The sequence below is a fragment of the Vibrio iocasae genome (genome assembly GCF_042245395.1).
GTDB lineage: Bacteria > Pseudomonadota > Gammaproteobacteria > Enterobacterales > Vibrionaceae > Vibrio > Vibrio iocasae.
Genome location: NZ_CP145311.1, coordinates 909,984 through 926,612, shown reverse-complemented (window position 1 = coordinate 926,612; position 16,629 = coordinate 909,984). Strand labels below are relative to the sequence as shown.

At 43.5% G+C, this 16,629-nt stretch carries 19 protein-coding genes and 1 tRNA gene; 8 read left to right on the top strand and 12 right to left on the bottom strand.

Features of this window, described 5'->3' with window-relative positions; translation table 11 throughout:
- Positions 1 to 59: 59 nt before the first annotated feature.
- Positions 60 to 136 (bottom strand) — tRNA-Arg (locus tag SNR28_RS13995).
- Between the two features lie 324 nt (positions 137 to 460).
- Between SNR28_RS13995 and folD the strand changes: the two genes are divergently transcribed.
- Entirely contained in the window at positions 461 to 1,321 is an 861-nt protein-coding gene (gene folD / locus SNR28_RS13990; RefSeq protein ID WP_375753214.1) for a bifunctional methylenetetrahydrofolate dehydrogenase/methenyltetrahydrofolate cyclohydrolase FolD, read from the top strand.
- Between the two features lie 170 nt (positions 1,322 to 1,491).
- Positions 1,492 to 1,929: a LysM peptidoglycan-binding domain-containing protein gene (locus tag SNR28_RS13985; protein ID WP_375753212.1), complete on the top strand. Its 438-nt coding sequence runs from the start codon at positions 1,492 to 1,494 to the stop codon at positions 1,927 to 1,929.
- Between the two features lie 58 nt (positions 1,930 to 1,987).
- On the opposite strand, the gene SNR28_RS13980 is transcribed toward SNR28_RS13985, so the two are convergent.
- Together SNR28_RS13980 and SNR28_RS13975 are read right to left on the bottom strand one after the other, a co-directional pair.
- A complete protein-coding gene (locus SNR28_RS13980) occupies positions 1,988 to 2,932 on the bottom strand; it encodes a lytic transglycosylase domain-containing protein (RefSeq protein WP_375754085.1) in 945 nt (314 codons plus the stop codon).
- Positions 2,933 to 3,025: 93 nt separating this feature from the next.
- Positions 3,026 to 3,304, bottom strand: coding sequence for a YcgL domain-containing protein (locus tag SNR28_RS13975; RefSeq protein WP_375753210.1), 279 nt, complete (start codon positions 3,302 to 3,304; stop codon positions 3,026 to 3,028).
- 187 nt (positions 3,305 to 3,491) lie between these two features.
- Here SNR28_RS13975 and minC point away from each other — a divergent pair, with 187 nt between their 5' ends.
- From minC to minE, 3 genes are read left to right on the top strand one after another with little or no spacing between them, the layout of a single operon-like run.
- The gene (gene minC, locus SNR28_RS13970; RefSeq protein ID WP_375753209.1) at positions 3,492 to 4,154 is read left to right on the top strand and encodes a septum site-determining protein MinC; all 663 of its coding nucleotides are present in this window, start codon (positions 3,492 to 3,494) and stop codon (positions 4,152 to 4,154) included.
- Between the two features lie 12 nt (positions 4,155 to 4,166).
- Positions 4,167 to 4,979, top strand: a complete 813-nt coding sequence (gene minD / locus SNR28_RS13965) for a septum site-determining protein MinD (RefSeq protein ID WP_375753207.1) — start codon at positions 4,167 to 4,169, stop codon at positions 4,977 to 4,979.
- Position 4,980: 1 nt separating this feature from the next.
- Positions 4,981 to 5,247 (top strand): cell division topological specificity factor MinE, encoded by a 267-nt coding sequence (minE, locus tag SNR28_RS13960; protein WP_375753205.1) that lies wholly within the window; start codon positions 4,981 to 4,983, stop codon positions 5,245 to 5,247.
- A gap of 62 nt (positions 5,248 to 5,309) precedes the next feature.
- Here the strand turns inward: minE and rnd are convergent, their stop codons facing one another.
- The 8 genes from rnd to SNR28_RS13920 form a co-directional block, all read right to left on the bottom strand.
- Positions 5,310 to 6,425 (bottom strand): ribonuclease D, encoded by a 1,116-nt coding sequence (gene rnd, locus SNR28_RS13955; protein ID WP_375753204.1) that lies wholly within the window; start codon positions 6,423 to 6,425, stop codon positions 5,310 to 5,312.
- 83 nt (positions 6,426 to 6,508) lie between these two features.
- Positions 6,509 to 8,212, bottom strand: a complete 1,704-nt coding sequence (gene fadD, locus SNR28_RS13950; protein WP_375753202.1) for a long-chain-fatty-acid--CoA ligase FadD — start codon at positions 8,210 to 8,212, stop codon at positions 6,509 to 6,511.
- Between the two features lie 90 nt (positions 8,213 to 8,302).
- Positions 8,303 to 9,163, bottom strand: a complete 861-nt coding sequence (locus tag SNR28_RS13945; protein ID WP_375754084.1) for an alpha/beta fold hydrolase — start codon at positions 9,161 to 9,163, stop codon at positions 8,303 to 8,305.
- A complete protein-coding gene (locus SNR28_RS13940; RefSeq protein WP_375753200.1) occupies positions 9,160 to 9,714 on the bottom strand; it encodes a Slp family lipoprotein in 555 nt (184 codons plus the stop codon). Before SNR28_RS13940 ends, SNR28_RS13945 begins: the two co-directional genes overlap by 4 nt.
- 17 nt (positions 9,715 to 9,731) lie before the next feature.
- A complete protein-coding gene (locus SNR28_RS13935; RefSeq protein WP_375753199.1) occupies positions 9,732 to 10,028 on the bottom strand; it encodes a chromosome partitioning protein ParA in 297 nt (98 codons plus the stop codon).
- Positions 10,029 to 10,055: 27 nt separating this feature from the next.
- Positions 10,056 to 10,757, bottom strand: a complete 702-nt coding sequence (tsaB, locus tag SNR28_RS13930; protein ID WP_375753197.1) for a tRNA (adenosine(37)-N6)-threonylcarbamoyltransferase complex dimerization subunit type 1 TsaB — start codon at positions 10,755 to 10,757, stop codon at positions 10,056 to 10,058.
- Positions 10,758 to 10,834: 77 nt separating this feature from the next.
- Entirely contained in the window at positions 10,835 to 12,751 is a 1,917-nt protein-coding gene (locus SNR28_RS13925) for an ATP-dependent DNA helicase (RefSeq protein ID WP_375753196.1), read from the bottom strand.
- Between the two features lie 260 nt (positions 12,752 to 13,011).
- Positions 13,012 to 13,209, bottom strand: coding sequence for a hypothetical protein (locus SNR28_RS13920; protein ID WP_375753195.1), 198 nt, complete (start codon positions 13,207 to 13,209; stop codon positions 13,012 to 13,014).
- A gap of 200 nt (positions 13,210 to 13,409) precedes the next feature.
- Here SNR28_RS13920 and purU point away from each other — a divergent pair, with 200 nt between their 5' ends.
- The gene (purU, locus tag SNR28_RS13915; RefSeq protein WP_375753193.1) at positions 13,410 to 14,243 is read left to right on the top strand and encodes a formyltetrahydrofolate deformylase; all 834 of its coding nucleotides are present in this window, start codon (positions 13,410 to 13,412) and stop codon (positions 14,241 to 14,243) included.
- A gap of 137 nt (positions 14,244 to 14,380) precedes the next feature.
- Positions 14,381 to 14,815 (top strand): DUF2753 family protein, encoded by a 435-nt coding sequence (locus SNR28_RS13910; RefSeq protein ID WP_375753192.1) that lies wholly within the window; start codon positions 14,381 to 14,383, stop codon positions 14,813 to 14,815.
- 54 nt (positions 14,816 to 14,869) lie between these two features.
- Here the strand turns inward: SNR28_RS13910 and SNR28_RS13905 are convergent, their stop codons facing one another.
- Positions 14,870 to 15,742, bottom strand: coding sequence for an OmpA family protein (locus SNR28_RS13905; RefSeq protein ID WP_375754083.1), 873 nt, complete (start codon positions 15,740 to 15,742; stop codon positions 14,870 to 14,872).
- A gap of 204 nt (positions 15,743 to 15,946) precedes the next feature.
- Here SNR28_RS13905 and rnt point away from each other — a divergent pair, with 204 nt between their 5' ends.
- Entirely contained in the window at positions 15,947 to 16,600 is a 654-nt protein-coding gene (gene rnt, locus SNR28_RS13900) for a ribonuclease T (RefSeq protein ID WP_375753191.1), read from the top strand.
- Positions 16,601 to 16,629: the final 29 nt, after the last annotated feature.

Sequence of the window (16,629 nt, the reverse complement as noted above, 5' to 3'; positions counted from 1 at the left end):
ACAATTTTAGACATACGAAAAAGCCGCAGCAAGGATTAACTTGCTGCGGCTTAAAATAATGGCACGCCCTGAAGGATTCGAACCTTCGACCACATCCTTAGAAGGGACGTGCTCTATCCAGCTGAGCTAAGGGCGCACAATAAGAACTTAATCTTACTTGAACACTGATTGGCAATTGCCTAACAGTGCTGCGTAATCTACATGCTTCACCCTGTGTGTGTCAACGGCTTTATCGGGGGATTTTAATTGTTTGCTTGTATATTAGTCAGTTTATAAAAAGATTTGATACAAACACTTAAGTCCTAAAGTTTCAAAAGGTCCGGCCCTTTCAGACATGCCTTAGCACTTCTTTCAAATGTCTTCGATATACAACAAAAAGCAAACGTTTGCGCAATGGATATTTCATGGCTTTTTTGCGACAATGCGCCAGAAACTATATATACATGCACCAAGGGAACCTATGACTGCTCAAAATATCGATGGAAAGCTTATATCACAAACCGTCCGCTCAGAAGTTGCGGCTCGCGTAAAAGCAAGGACAGAAGCTGGGTTACGCGCCCCTGGTCTGGCAGTAGTTCTTGTTGGTGAAGATCCTGCGTCTCAGGTTTATGTTGGAAGTAAAAGAAGAGCATGCGATGAAGTGGGTTTTGTCTCAAAATCTTATGACTTGCCTGCTACCGCGACCGAAGAAGAACTGCTCGCGTTAGTTGATCAACTAAACGAAGACTCAGAAGTTGATGGTATTTTGGTTCAGCTTCCTCTTCCTGCCGGAATTGATAGCACTAAAGTTCTTGAAAGAATCCACCCTGCTAAAGATGTAGATGGTTTCCACCCATACAATGTGGGTCGACTTGCACAACGTATCCCTAAACTTCGCTCATGCACACCTAAAGGCATTATTACGTTATTAGAACGCTACAACATTGAACTTCGTGGGAAACACGCTGTCATTGTAGGGGCATCAAATATTGTTGGTCGACCAATGACACTGGAGTTGCTGCTTTCTGGATGTACGACAACGACTTGTCATCGCTTCACCAAAGATCTTGAATCTTTTGTTCGTCAGGCGGATGTTGTGGTGGTTGCTGTTGGCAAACCTAACTTCATACCGGGTAACTGGATTAAGAAAGGTGCGATCGTGGTCGATGTGGGCATCAACCGAATGGAAGATGGAAAACTGGTTGGTGATGTTGACTATCAAGGTGCTAAAGAAAATGCCAGCTTTATTACCCCTGTACCAGGTGGTGTTGGTCCAATGACTGTAGCTAGTTTGATTGAAAACACTATGATTGCCTGCGAACAGTATAAACAGGCTAAATAACCATCAAGTATTCATATGGCTTCTTTTTCATAAGAAGCCATATAATCTATTGTGCATATTTTACTTTTCTCTTTCCAACTCCATAAAACGCTAACATTCTCCAGATATTTGCCATACATTGCACTGTTAATCTTTATTTTCTCTTTAAATACAACAAGGTAGAGAAAATAATGAAATCAATTAACAAAAGTCTGTTGGTGCTAATGTTAGGCGCATCTACTCTGGCTGTAGGTTGTTCAAGCACAGATGAAATTGAGCAAAAAGAACAGCAGCTATCTAACCAAGAACAGCAACTGAATGAAAAAGAGCAGAAGCTGACTGACGTAGAAGAGCACCTATACACTAAAGAACAGCTACTAAACGAAAAGCAGCAGAACCTATCTCATAAGAGCCAGGAACTGGACGACAGAGAAAGTGCTATCGCTGAAGAAGAAGCTAGACAAGAAGCTCAGAGACTAGCTACTTACGTTGTAGAAAAAGGCGACACTCTGACTGTTATCGCTGAAGAAAACAACACAACAGTTAAAGAAATCGTTGCTCTGAACCCTAAGTTCCAGGACAAAGATATCAACACGCTTTACGTTGGTGAAAAAATCAGACTTAACTAATTTTAATTAGTTGCTAGTTAAAGAAAAGGCCAGAATCTTGTGATTCTGGCCTTTTTGTTTATCCAAACTTGATTCGGTCAGCCAAATGACTCACAGCGATTCCGAAGTAATAAGAGCGATTCCACTTCATAAGCACCTGATAGTTGTTGTAAATAAGATATGCTCGTCCATTTACATCATCTGGCATAATTAACCAGGCCTTAATTGGCTCATCTGGATTAGGAAGCTTAGTGCCATTATGTCTGGTCACGCCTAAATCACTCCACTCTTGAAGTGTTTTTCCTTTCTCAGCTTGTCTGCCGATTAAATCTTCCGAGATGTCTTGAGGCACTTGTACCTGACGTCCCCAAGTGTACTTCTCATCCCAGCCAGATTCGCTCAGGTAATTTGCAGCGGATGCAAAAACATCTGACTCACTGTTCCAGATGTCTTTCTTGCCATCACCATTTCCATCAGCAGCGTATCTAATGAAGGAGCTGGGCATAAACTGACATTGGCCCATTGCGCCCGCCCAGGAGCCTTTCATTCGATCGACTGAGATATGTCCCTGATCTAAAATTGTCAGTGCGGCCATTGTTTCTTTGCGGAAAAATGCCTCTCTGCGACCGTCATAAGCAAGAGTTGAAAGCGCATCGATTACGTTATAACCACCCGTCAGGCTTCCGAAATTACTCTCAACACCCCACAGCGCAACAATAAAGCGAGGTTGAACACCATACTCCTTACCTATTCTCGACAACTCTGCGTAGTGTTTGTCGTAGAGCTTTTTCGCCTGTTTCACTTTCCAGTCGGGTACGGCTCTTGGAATATATTCATCAAGAGTCAGCTTTTTTTCTGGCTGATTTCTATCTGCTTTTACTGCTCTGGGTTTGTACTCAACACCTTCAAATGCTTCCTGAATTATCTGTTCAGAAATACCTTTATCACGTGCTTCCTGCTTAAGCCCATCAATATAAGTACTAAACTCTGGCTTCGCTGCAAATGCCGAAGCTGAAACCCCAATACTTAGTAATAGTGCAATGATCTTCTTATTCAAATTCGATCCTTATGACAACTGACATGTCTTTTTACTTTTCTTTAAGTAAAGCAGAATTTTTTATGAGTTTTCTTTTTTCTTCTGCTCTTTAAACTGGTCCAAAACGTTTTCTGGAGGTGGCGGTAGTTGCAGGAAAAAACCCTGTTCAGATATAGATTCTTTCACTTTTTCAATATCAACCTGAGCAAGCTTGCGCTCTTCAAGTTTAATCATCATGACAAATGTAGGCTTTCCGAACATTTCAAGTAACGAATCTGGTACTTTAGAAAAGTCATCCCGCTTGGGAATGTACAAATATGCACCATCTTTTTTGTTAGTTTTATAAATCGAACAAAACATATTTACCCTTGTTATTATTAACGTTAGAGCAAAACTTAATCAGAAAAGATTAGATTTTGCTTATTTCACCACCATTTATATATTAAACAGCTATTTTTACAGTAAGTTCACTTGCTGAGTATACCTTTCAGCTATAACATGCCTTACTCTTTTTCGCTATATCTGATTATATGAGGCGTTAGGCACTATGGCGAACTCCCCGGATTTAAAAGGTAGCAGCTTTACGCTATCCGTTCTTCATCTATCTGACAACCCATTATCAGATACTCTGTGTTATTTAAATGAAAAAATCTCGCAAGCCCCCTCTTTCTTCTCATCCGCACCTATCGTACTCAATATTGCGAAAGTGACCAAAGATATCGATTTTACTGTACTGAAAACAGGGATACAGAAGTCGGGAATGGTACCTGTCGGTGTCATGGGCTGCAGAGATAAAAGAACTGAAAACCGAGCGAAAGAATCAGGGCTGGCAGTCATGTCTGGCTCCACTCCGGTTCAAAAGGCTTCTCAGAAGATGGTGCCGGCTAAAGTTGTTCGAACTCCTGTCCGTTCTGGGCAACAAATATACGCAGCAAACAGCGATCTTATTATATTGAGCCACGTTAGCCCTGGTGCAGAAGTTATTGCCGATGGCAGCATTCATGTCCATGGCACGTTAAGAGGTCGCGCAATTGCCGGGGCAAGCGGACAAATAGAAGCACACATCATTTGTAATGACCTGCAAGCTGAACTCGTTTCCATTGCAGGTAACTACTGGCTGAGCGATCAAATCCAGTCAGAATTTTGGAAACAAAAAGTGATGCTCTCGATGGAGAGCGACATATTGAAATTTGAAGTATTAAAAAATTAGAAAGGAACAGACATGGCACGCGTTATTGTTGTTACATCTGGTAAAGGTGGAGTTGGGAAAACAACCTCAAGCGCTGCAATTGCATCAGCGCTAGCTCTACAAGGTAAAAAAACTGCCGTTATTGACTTTGATATTGGCCTGAGAAATCTGGACTTAATTATGGGTTGTGAACGCAGAGTCGTTTACGACTTCGTTAACGTTATCAATGGCGAAGCTACCCTGAATCAGGCCCTTATTAAAGACAAACGTACTGATAACCTATTTATCCTTCCTGCATCACAAACCCGAGATAAAGACGCCCTCAACAAAGATGGGGTGAAACGAATTCTTGATGAACTTGACGAGATGGATTTCGAGTTTGTTATCTGTGACTCGCCTGCTGGTATCGAGCAGGGCGCTCTGATGGCGCTTTACTTTGCAGATGAAGCCATTGTTACCACTAACCCGGAAGTCTCCTCAGTTCGCGACTCAGACCGCATCCTGGGCATTCTTGACTCCAAGTCTCTACGAGCGGAACAAGGACTAGAACCAGTTAAGCAGCACTTGCTATTGACGCGTTACAATCCAGCACGAGTTAATCAGGGTGAAATGCTAAGCGTAGAAGATGTAGAAGAGATTCTTCACATCTCATTGCTGGGCGTTATTCCAGAGAGTCAGGCCGTGCTTAACGCTTCTAACAAAGGTGTACCGGTTGTTTTTGATGAGGCTTCCGATGCTGGTCAGGCATACAACGATACGGTTGAGCGTCTTTTAGGTAACCAGATGGATTTTCGATTCTTAACAGAAGAGAAAAAAGGCATCTTTAAACGTCTGTTTGGAGGGTAAAATGTCACTACTAGAGTTTTTCCGCCCTCAAAAGAAAAAGTCTGCAGGATTGGCAAAAGAACGCCTACAAATAATTGTTGCAGAGCGTCGCAGTCAAGGGGGTGATTCTGTTTCTTACTTACCTCAGCTTAAAGAAGATATCCTGAAAGTGCTGGCAAAGTATGTGGAAGTCGATCCGGAAATGGTAAACGTTTCTCTGGAGCAGGGTGACGATGATCTGTCTGTTTTGGAACTTAACGTCAAACTGCCTGACGAAGAGAGTAAGTAGAGCAAAGTCATAAGCTCTCTATTACTGATTTAAAAAAGCCCCGTCCGGGGCTTTTCAGGTTCTTACATCAGCGTATCCAGCTTTTCGCACAGCAGCGCTTTACGCCACCCTGTTGCGACATCTGGAAGTTTCGCTGGATTACGTTCGTGGCGCCAAACCCAACTGATATATTGGTTTAGCTGCTTTTTAGATGCCAAGAACTCGGAAGCCAAACCGGTCGAATGAGACACCTTTTTCACTTCATCTTTCAAATCTTTGAATTTCTGCTTATAGCCTGGTTTGTCCATTAGGCGCTCAATGCGTTCAGGCCATTCGTCCGATGGAGTATGTTCTGCAAGTTTGACCATAGAGACGAGCTTTTCTCCATGACGTCGGATTGCACGAGGGTCCATACCCTCTTCTTCCATTTTACGACGACTCTTAATCGCGTATCTGGCAATGCTCCACATATCCTGCTCTTTTAGAACAAAGTTCAATGCTAAATCTCGTTTAAGTGCTTCTTTAACACGCCAGGATGCTAAAGGCTTAAGTATCGCTAGTTGCTCTGGTTTCAGTTGCCAGGCTCCCTTGATATCCAGATACGCCTTATCCGGGTCAATAACCACTTCTCGTTTCTCTATCAGCAACTCAGATTCCTGCAACGCTGCATCCCACCAGCCAGATTCGGTTAACTTCTCTTCTAACTGCTCAAAAAGAGGTTTTAGATAGAACACATCAGCAGCGGCATAGTCTAGCTGTTTATCGCTAAGTGGCCTTGCGAGCCAGTCTGTACGAGACTCACTTTTATCTAACTCAACATCAAGGTATTCACTGACCATTGCAGCAAAACCTGTCGATAGTCCATGACCAAGAAATGCTGCCATGATCTGAGTATCTATCATCGGGAAAGGCATACAGCCAAAGCTGTTTTTAAAAACTTCCAGATCTTCACCGCAAGCGTGAAGCACTTTCAGAACTGAGCTATCTGTTAGCAGGCCCTTCAAAGCTGAAAGGTCCTCTATACAGAGCGGGTCGATAAGTGAAAGACGCTCACCATCGTATAACTGAATCAACCCCAACTGAGGAAAATAAGTTCTGGTGCGAACAAATTCTGTATCCAGCATCACCTGGTCAGATTGACGCGCTAGTTCACATGCTTCTTCCAGCGCGGAAGTGCTCTCGATAATAGTAAATTTCATGTGGTCTCGATAGAAATAAGAAGGCCGATACCTTCTGTTTCAGGTATCGGCCAGTATATCAATTAACAGGATGATTTGTTGCGTTAATTTGCTACCGCAGCTTCCTGTTCTTTACGCTTAGCTTCCGCTTCTTCGCGTAAAGCACGTCTCAGGATTTTACCTACATTCGTTTTTGGCAGTTCATCTCGGAACTCAACGAGTTTTGGAACTTTGTATCCCGTCAGATATTTACGACAGTGCTCAATAATTTCATGGGCTTCAAGACTTGGATCGCGCTTCACCACGCATATCTTAACCACCTCACCAGAAAATTCATGAGGTTCGCCAATTGCCGCAACTTCAAGTACCTTACCGTGCAATGCAACCACATCTTCAATTTCATTCGGATACACGTTGAAACCAGAAACCAGAATCATGTCTTTCTTGCGGTCAACAATATGGATAAATCCATCATCGTCAAACTTGACGATATCCCCAGTAGAAACCCAACCATCTTCGTCAATAACGCTACGAGTCGCTTCCGCTCTCTGCCAGTAACCCTGCATAACTTGCGGGCCACGGACCTGAAGCTCACCAACCTGATCTGTAGCAATCGGATTGCCTTCATCATCAACAATTCTTACTTCAGTCGAAGACACAGGCAGACCAATCGAGCCATTGTATTCTTCAAGGTTATAAGGGTTAACTGACACAAGTGGAGAACACTCTGTCAGACCATAACCTTCAAGAAGTGGAACACCTGTTATCTTCTTCCAGGATTCAGCGACGCTTCTTTGCACCGCCATACCACCGCCAATCGTCAATTTGAGGTTACTGAAATTAAGCTCTCGAAAATCTTCGTTGTTAGCCAGAGCATTAAACAACGTATTTACACCCGTAATTGCCGTGAATGGGTATTTTTGTAGCTCTTTAACAAAGCCTGGAATGTCTCTAGGGTTAGTGATAAGAAGATTTCGTCCACCGACTTCCAGGAATAACAGGCAGTTCACTGTTAGTGCAAACACGTGGTAAAGAGGGAGCGCAGTAACAACCAGTTCGCGACCATCACTTAACACTGGACGATATGCTGCTTTTGCCTGAAGTACGTTTGCCACCATATTGCGATGCGTTAATATTGCGCCCTTCGCCACGCCAGTAGTACCACCTGTGTATTGCAGAAAGGCAATATCTTCACCGGACATAAATGGTTTTATGTACTGTAAGCGGCGACCTTTACTTAGCGCCTGACGGAAAGAGATTGCACCAGGAAGGTTATACTTAGGAATCATTCCTTTAACGTACTTCACGACGAAATCAACCAATGTACCTTTCGCTCTTGGTAGCATCTGTCCAAGGCTTGTGAGTACAACGTGCTTGATAGGTGTGTTGTCTACCACCTGCTCTAACGTGTTAGCGAAGTTCGAAACAATAACGATCGCCTTGGCATCAGCATCGATAAGCTGGTGCTCCAGCTCTCGTGGAGTATAAAGCGGGTTCACATTTACTGCGATCAGACCAGCTCGCAAGATACCAAACAGGGCGACAGGATACTGAAGTAGGTTTGGCATCATGATAGCGACACGATCACCTTTTTTTAGCTTAAGCTCATTTTGCAGATAAGCTGAAAATGCTCGGCTACGCTCCTCAAGCTTGCGGAACGTCATGGTGGCACCCATGTTCATAAACGCTGGTTGGTCTGCATAATTGTGTACAGCGTTCTCGAACATCTCTATCAGAGATGGGTACATATCCGGGTCAATGGTTTCAGGCACGTCACTTGGGTAACGAGAGAGCCAGGGTTTATCCACGCTAAAACTCCTTTTGTAGGCTATTTATTCTAATTTGAACTTATTACAGCATAGCCAGACTGCTTGAGCACGAAAGTATCAAACAGTTGTTTAAATTTTGTTAACTAAATCCACAATCAGCTCAGATGTTAACTCTGGCTGTTGAAGATGACAGTGATGGTTTCCTGCAATAGTGTGAACGGATATGTCACGATTTGCCTGGTTCTCGGCAAACTCTGCAAGTTCTTCAAAGCCCGAACTACCGAGTATCACGCTATGTGGACACTCAATTGCTGATAGAACAGCTTGCGCATGCTCGGGAGACATTCGATACAGAGAGTCACACTTAAGCTTTGGATCGTGTTTCCAGTACCAACGCCCTTCTCTCTGCTCAGCCCCTCTTTCAATAATTGGCCTGATCTCCGCATCCTTTAAACGGTTTAGATCTGAGCGCAGCGCGACCATATCGTTAATGCAGGTAAAACCTCTATCCGGTTTCATCTTTACACGTTCCCGACTGATCACGCCTTTTCTGATTCTTTTCACCGCGTCTTTTGGATTTTCACTCAAAGGGCCATAACCCTCTATTTGAACAAGTCCGTCCACTTTTTCAGGAAAGGCAGCACTATAACAACTCGCTATTAATGCACCAAGTGAATGTCCCACTATCACTAGCTTGTTCGGTGATAAATTAGTCACTAACTGATTTAGATCATCGATATAGTCATGAAAAGGATAAAAATTATCAGGTCTTCGATGCGACGACTGACCATGACCGGGCAGATCCACAGAGACAAGATGAGCAGATGGTAGCTTAGCCTGAAGGCTCTCCATCAATGATAAGAAGCTGGCGCTGTTATCTAGCCAGCCATGAAGAAAAACGACCGTTAAATCGGCCGTTTCTTTTACTCCTGACTCTAATGCTGCGAGCCGGATAAATTCCAGTTGATATCGTTTTTCCGTAAACACTATTTCACTTCCTGTACTACCCTTCCCCGAGAAACATTCATTCTCATTGAACGGCAGTTAATTCGATTGAGACACGGATACATATAACTTCCGTAGTCATCAACAATAACACTCTCTTCTATTGTCCAGAGATAAGCAGCAGAGGCATCCATCACTCGATAAGTGTAGTCGTACTCTCCAACCTTCCCTTGCTCTTCACCTGCGCTATTTCCCAATACGGTAATTAAACGCCCTTCAGAGTACTTCATAGGCTCCAGATAGCCATCGAAATAGACAACAAACCGACCATCCGGCTCTGAATCAAGGTTTGGCTTACCATTACTTTTTATCGGCATGTTTGCAATTTCGATTCTGGTTTTGTCTTCCAGATTCGTTACATTTGCAATCATTCCTCCCAATCGTAGTTCGGTGTCTTTGTTGGCATCCAGCGAGATCCACTGGCCATAGTCTGTAATCAGGTTCTCATTGTTTGAGGCCAATTGGTCGGGAAGAGATGAACAAGCTGAAAGCAGAAAAGTCAGAGCAATTGCTGGGAATATACGAAAGTTGGCCATGGTTACCACCATAAAAATCAGATATAGATATCGACTCCGACAAGCTGAGCAAGTTCCTCTTTTTTGGCACGATTCAGAACTTCCATATACTCTTCCAGAGCCTTGCGTGAACTACCTTCGGGCAAATCATACTGGATACGGGCTTTCTCTATGTCAGACTCACGTATATTGTGAATAGACTGAGACACAGCGTTAGCAACTTTCGTTGTTTGCGTAACGCTGCTCTGGCTGGTGTCCTTTTTGACCTCATCCCGTTTTTTCGACTTTTGAGGCTTACTGATTACCGTTGTCGGCAATCCCTGAATCGTAACCATCTAGAACCTTTTATCTTGCTCCTGACATTACTCCCGACCTGGTAGCTTTTTCCAGGCTACTTTATCTCTCAGATAAACCGGGCTGGACTCTTCTACCGGAGTTGTCTCACCTTTCTCCAGTTTAAACTTCGCCAGGTAAACAATATCTTCTGCGTCAGGGTATAACACCTCCGACGGCTCAATACTCAGTTTCAGTGCAGAAAGTGCTTCTGAATATGCATCCCAGCCAGTACCTGCTGACTTCCAGATATGTTCATCTGCTTCTACCTGCTCTGCAACGACTTCTGGTGGAATCACTTGCTCTTCTTCTACGGTGTTCCATTCGCCATTTTCCTGACGCTCATAACGGCCCCAGTAGACCTCGCTCATTCGGGCATCAATAGCACATACAGCCTTTTGCGCACCGTGCTTGCGATAAGTTCCCTGAGCCATCGCTTCCAGAGTAGAAATACCTATCATTGGTAACTCCGCACCGAATGCTAAACCTTGTGCAATACCAATGCCAATTCGAACGCCAGTAAAGCTACCCGGCCCCTGACCAAACGCCAGTGCATCCAGATCGGCTAGTTTCAGTCCCGCTTCTTTTAGAAGTTCATCAACCATAGGGAGAACTTTCTTAGTGTGGTCTCTCGGAGCGAATTCACTACGTGAGTATATTTTGTCACCAACAAGCAGTGCAACAGAACAGTTTTCTGTTGAGGTATCCAATGCAAGAATTTTTGCGCTCATTTACGCCTCAGTTTATATATCTGTATCTTGTAAGCCTTGATCGGCTTACCTGTTTTTTTGTCCATTCGATTCAACTGTCAAGAAGACAATTGTTCCAGAAATTCAGAAACCTGCGCCAAATCGCGGGTTCTTGGAATAGGAGGAAGGCTTTGCAGGAAGATGCCTCCGTAATCACGTGTCACCAATCGGTTATCACAGATGATTAATGCTCCTTTGTCTTTTTTGTCTCGTATCAACCTGCCGACACCTTGCTTCAATGTGATGACCGCATCTGGAAGCTGAACCTCTGCAAAAGGCTCACCACCACTTAGCCTGCAATCTTCAATTCGGGCTTTAAGCAACGGGTCATCGGGAGCGGTAAAGGGCAATTTGTCGATAATAACACAGCTCAACGCATCTCCCCTAACATCGATCCCCTCCCAAAAAGCCCCTGTCGCAACCAAAAGCGCATTACCCAACTCCATAAACTCAGCCAGCAACTTTTGCTTACTGGTTTCCCCTTGCATTAAAACAGGAATATCCAGACTTTCCCTAAATCCATCCGTAAGTTCCCTCATCATGCTGTGAGAAGTACAAAGAAAGAAGCAACGACCACGATTTTTTTCAATCACTGGGCCAAGCATTCTGACCAACTTCTCTGCTAATCCGGGGCTGTTTGGCTCTGGTAAATATCTTGGAACACATAGCTTTGCCTGCGATTGATAGTCAAAAGGGCTTGGCAAAGAGAACTGCTGGGCAGGTTCTAATCCAAGGCGTTGGGTAAAGTGTCCGAAGTCATCAGAGACCGCAAGTGTAGCGGAAGTGAATACCCAGCTCCCTTGCTTAATCTCTAGTTGCTCTTTGAACTTATCTGCGACAGAAAGCGGTGTAATATGTAGGCTAAAATGTCTTGGCGATATATCGTACCAGTATGAGTAGCCAGTAATTGTCACATCACAGACTCTTTCTATACGAGATTTGATTGTATTTGCTCTCTCAAACGCGGCGTCAAGTAACTGGCTTCTGCCAAGTGCTAGTTTGAGTACATCAATAGCCAGATCCAGTGAGTCGGTTACTCGTGTCACTTCTCGGGCAATAGACTCTGATTTGATGGCCTCCCGCCAGTTACCCCTGAAACCCGGCTCACCGAGAACAATGCGTAGATCCATTGCAGACTGAGTCAGGCGATCAGCCACCTTTTGCAACTGACGCATGTCACGAGCTTCCGTTCGGTAACCAATCTCAATGTCTTTAGACAGTTCCTGAATCTGACGGCTGGATACCGACTGACCAAAGTACTGACTGGCGATATCCGGTAACTGATGCGCTTCATCAAAAATAAACACGTCAGCTTCCGGAATAAGTTCACCAAAGCCTGTCTCTTTAATCGCAAGATCCGCCAAAAACAGATGATGGTTAACCACCACGATATCTGAATCCATGGCCTTCTTTCGCGCTTTAAGCACAAAACAGTCCTGATAGCTGGGGCACTCTTTACCTAAACAGCTATCATTCGTCGAGGTAATTGCCGGAATAACCGGACTATCTTCAGCGATCTCGTCACATTCGCCCAAATCACCGCTCTTCGTTTCAGAAGACCAACTTCGAACCTTAACTAGCTGTGCAAGCATTGTAGGATCAGCTTCGTTACTATGGCTTTCAACCATCTGGCGGCTTAAACGATCAAGACAAAGATAGTTTGATCTCCCCTTTAGAAGCGATACCTGACCATAGTAACCAAGCGACTGAATCATCAATGGCAAATCCCGATGATACAACTGCTCTTGAAGGTTCTTTGAACCGGTACTGATAATGACTTTCTTACCACTTAACAAAGCCGGCACAAGATACGCGAACGTTTTCCCCGTCCCCGTACCTGCTTCCACAACAAGCTGGCCCTGTTCAGCAATCGTCTTTTCAACCGCAACAGCCATATCCAATTGCGCCTGACGAGGCTGAAATCCTGGTATCGCTTTACCTAGCGCACCATCCGCTGAGAAAGTCTTATTGATCATGAGTTCACTGAAAGGAAAAAAGATTGGGAAATTATACTCAAGCTCAGCAAAGAAGCGAGCCTATCTATTTGTTATAAGCAGAATGATTGCCGTGTGTGCCCGGTGGAATGAGCATGCCTAAAAAGAGGAGGTTAATAATTAAAGACTTAGCTAAATTTAGCGGCTCATGGAAGCGGGCATATTCGGCAATTATTTAAGGTAAAATAAAAACGGCGTGATAATAAATATCACGCCGCCGAATTCTTTAATTTATTTAAGGATTAACGATTTAAATACCGGGACAACCATGCAGGCCCATCAAAACCATTATCTTCTGTCATTATCGACTTCGCTGCATCAGCCGGGCTCGCTTTACTTTCCCACAACTCATCAAGAGTCGCTTCATCAATATCCTGATTACCTGTTAGACGACTTACACGCTCACCATACAATTTACGAGCTAAAAGATCTTTGTCCACCTCACCACCTCACAAACATAAAAAATAAAAAAGCAAAATAAACTTCTGTTTTATCCCTTTAGTTGAAGCTTATTGTTGAAAGCATTTACATAATAGATTACTTATAGAGTATAAAATGTTGCTCAGATCACTTACTGATTACTTTTGAGCTATAAAATAAAATTTTTATTTAGACACAACAGAGTTTACGGAAGTAGAAAATGGAAAAGAAGACACTATTGACCCATTGCACAGATGCCCCTGGGTTGATTTCAAAGATCACTAACATCTGTTACAAGCACCAGCTTAACATCATCCATAACAACGAATTTGTAGATAACACCAGTGGTCACTTTTTCATGCGTACTGAATTGGAAGGTATCTTCAACGATGAAACCTTCCTAATGGATCTGGATCAAGCCTTACCTGAAGGAGCTAAACGAAATCTTGTGAGCTCTGAACGAAAGAAAATTATCATTCTGGTAACAAAAGAAGCACACTGCCTCGGTGATATCCTGATGAAAAACTTCGATGGTAGCCTAGATGTAGACATCGCAGCCGTTGTAGGTAACTACGATACTTTGCAGGGACTGACCGAGAAGTTCGATATTCCCTATCACTGTGTTTCTCATGAAGGTATGAACCGCGAAGAACACGAAGAAAAAGTACTGGAAGTACTGGCACAATACGATGTTGACTATCTGGTACTTGCTAAGTACATGCGCGTACTAACGCCAAATTTTGTTGAAGCGTACAACAATCGAATTATTAACATTCATCATAGCTTCCTGCCTGCCTTTATCGGCGCAAAACCTTATCATCAAGCTTACGAGCGTGGCGTAAAAATTATTGGTGCTACTGCACACTTCGTAACGAATGATTTGGATGAAGGACCAATCATCAAACAGGACGTTATTCCTGTTGACCACAACTTCAGTGCAAAAGATATGGCGAAAGCAGGCCGTGATGTTGAGAAGAATGTTCTTAGCAAAGCACTAAACAAAGTTGTCAACGACCATGTGTTCGTTTACGGGAACCGCACTGTCATTTTGTAGTTCCATGATTGTTTAGGAAGGGCTCAAGTGATGAGCCCTTCCTTTTTCTGGGTGATCACCCATTTAATATAGCAAACACTTTACATGATAATAATTATCATTTAACCTCCTTAAACGTTCGTTCAGGGAGATAAGCAATGAGTATCGAAGACTGGGAAAAACACACAATTACTGCGGATATCGCTCTTCAAAACAAAGACTTCTTAAGAAGTGTTCTTCATTATCAGCAAGCACTCACTGTTTCTGAACAGCTAGAAAAGGAAAATATCGATATTGAAGAGCTACTCACCATCAATATTGTCTCTTGCCATAATCTGGCTAACTTTTGGCGTATACAAGAAGATAGCGAGTATGAACTTAAATACCTTCAGCTCGCCTCAGAAAAGATGCTCACACTGGTCCCACAGTGCCCAAATCGAAGCTGTGACGCTTTTCTCGATTCATTAGGTTGCTGCAGAAAAGCCCTTATCGGGTTTATGAAACGCCACCCAAACCCCGCGATAGCAAAACAGGTGCAGCACATAGATACAGCTACTCATTGTGGCATTATTGCTAAATTTAATTTGCACTAACTTAAGGTAGCAAATGAAGATAAAAAACCCGCTTCTCAGCGGGTTCATTGATTCTTAAACCTGGGTTCTTCCAAGAGATATCACTACCCTGCGGTTTTTATCTTTTCCTATCGGTGTGCCATTGTCGGCAATCGGCCTGCGTTTGCCATAGCCCTGAATTTCGATTCTGTCTTCAGCTAAACCAAGTGATTTAAAGTAATCTCGCATCACCATCGCGCGCCTTTCCGAAAGTGCCTGATTAACCCCTTTATCACCACTCGAATCGGTGTAAGTTGAAATAAGAACCAGATCGATATCCTGATTATGCTTTACATACTCAGCGATCTGAGCCAAACGCTTCTGAGAGGCTTTGTTCAATTGATCACTGTTTCTATCGTAATGAAGAATAGTGAATGAGATATCTTCAAAGCTGTATGGTAATAACTGGCTTACGCAAAAACTAAACGCATCGTATTTTTGTCTGAACAGCACGGATGAAAGTGCCACTTCTACCCTCTGGTCACGGCTAACCCAGTCGGCGTAACTAAACGTAGGGGTTCTGCCCTTTTCGAGCTCAGTCAGGATACCCCATGCGGCCTGACCACCAACATAGCCATCAAACTGCTTAAAAAACTTAATCATTTGCATACGATCAGCACTTTCTCCCGGACGCCATGAAGGCGGCATGGAGACCAGGCTTACCGCTCGGGTTTCTCCCATCGGACGACGCATCTTAAGTTCAAAATCCAGATTAATCTTCTTGCTTGCCCGAGATGAAAACTCCGCTTGTCCGTAGTGAGGAATAGGATGAACCAAACGACACTCCAACGGAGTGTTCATTGTCATTTCCCACTTTGATTGCTCTGGTGTCGCTTCATAGCGAATAGAGGAAGCCACTGACATCGGAGATATCAGATTCGCAGCGACCACTGTGCTTAACGCAATCATCTTTTTCATAAAATTATTTAACTCTTATCTATCAAAACGGCTAACTTTTGCCGTTATTTCGGATAGAACATCCTTTTTCTTCTGTCTTGTTGGATATAAGCAAAAAACTAGCCAACGTGTACAACATTAAAATTGGCATTAGTCATTTTTATTGTATGCATTATCTGTAATAATGCGTCGCTTACGAAACATGACCAAGATACCATGAGCAAAGAAGAAAATTTATTGGCGTTAAAAAGCCGTTTCAGAGGATATTTCCCTGTTGTCATCGATGTAGAGACTGCTGGTTTTAATGCAAAAACCGATGCACTTTTAGAGATCTGCGCAGTTACCTTAAAAATGGATGAAAATGGCGATCTGCATCCGGCTTCAACAATACATTTTCATGTCGAGCCTTTCGAAGGTGCAAACCTGGAAAAAGAAGCTCTGGAGTTCAATGGTATCCGAGACCCTTTCAGCCCACTTCGTGGTGCCGTCACTGAGGCACATGCTTTGAAAGAGATAAATAAACTGGTCAGAAAAGAGCAGAAAGACTCAGAATGCAGCCGGGCAATCATTGTCGCGCACAACGCGACATTCGATCACAACTTTTACATGGCTGCTGCTGAGAGAAGTAAGCTTAAAAGAGTCCCTTTCCATCCTTTTGCGACCTTTGATACTGCTGCGCTATCTGGCCTGGCCTATGGTCAGACAGTATTGGCAAAAGCGTGCAAAGCTGCGGGGATGGAATTTGACAATAAAGAGGCTCATTCAGCCCTTTATGATACACAAAAGACCGCAGAGCTATTCTGTGGCATCGTCAACAAATGGAAAGCTCTTGGTGGCTGGCCGCTTGTTGAAGAAACCCAAGAAAAATAAGTAGTCAAACACAACTCAAACGAGAATAA

Bases quoted from the DNA above. Each gene is read 5' to 3' on its own strand.
- SNR28_RS13975 (WP_375753210.1), bottom strand. From the start codon at position 3,304: ATGTTTTGTTCGATTTATAAAACTAACAAAAAAGATGGTGCATATTTG.
- SNR28_RS13935 (WP_375753199.1), bottom strand. From the start codon at position 10,028: ATGGTTACGATTCAGGGATTGCCGACAACGGTAATCAGTAAGCCTCAA.
- minE (WP_375753205.1), top strand. From the start codon at position 4,981: ATGTCACTACTAGAGTTTTTCCGCCCTCAAAAGAAAAAGTCTGCAGGA.
- rnt (WP_375753191.1), top strand. From the start codon at position 15,947: ATGAGCAAAGAAGAAAATTTATTGGCGTTAAAAAGCCGTTTCAGAGGA.
- minC (WP_375753209.1), top strand. From the start codon at position 3,492: ATGGCGAACTCCCCGGATTTAAAAGGTAGCAGCTTTACGCTATCCGTT.
- SNR28_RS13940 (WP_375753200.1), bottom strand. From the start codon at position 9,714: ATGGCCAACTTTCGTATATTCCCAGCAATTGCTCTGACTTTTCTGCTT.
- SNR28_RS13910 (WP_375753192.1), top strand. From the start codon at position 14,381: ATGAGTATCGAAGACTGGGAAAAACACACAATTACTGCGGATATCGCT.
- purU (WP_375753193.1), top strand. From the start codon at position 13,410: ATGGAAAAGAAGACACTATTGACCCATTGCACAGATGCCCCTGGGTTG.
- minD (WP_375753207.1), top strand. From the start codon at position 4,167: ATGGCACGCGTTATTGTTGTTACATCTGGTAAAGGTGGAGTTGGGAAA.
- tsaB (WP_375753197.1), bottom strand. From the start codon at position 10,757: ATGAGCGCAAAAATTCTTGCATTGGATACCTCAACAGAAAACTGTTCT.
- SNR28_RS13905 (WP_375754083.1), bottom strand. From the start codon at position 15,742: ATGATTGCGTTAAGCACAGTGGTCGCTGCGAATCTGATATCTCCGATG.
- SNR28_RS13985 (WP_375753212.1), top strand. From the start codon at position 1,492: ATGAAATCAATTAACAAAAGTCTGTTGGTGCTAATGTTAGGCGCATCT.
- SNR28_RS13925 (WP_375753196.1), bottom strand. From the start codon at position 12,751: ATGATCAATAAGACTTTCTCAGCGGATGGTGCGCTAGGTAAAGCGATA.
- folD (WP_375753214.1), top strand. From the start codon at position 461: ATGACTGCTCAAAATATCGATGGAAAGCTTATATCACAAACCGTCCGC.
- rnd (WP_375753204.1), bottom strand. From the start codon at position 6,425: ATGAAATTTACTATTATCGAGAGCACTTCCGCGCTGGAAGAAGCATGT.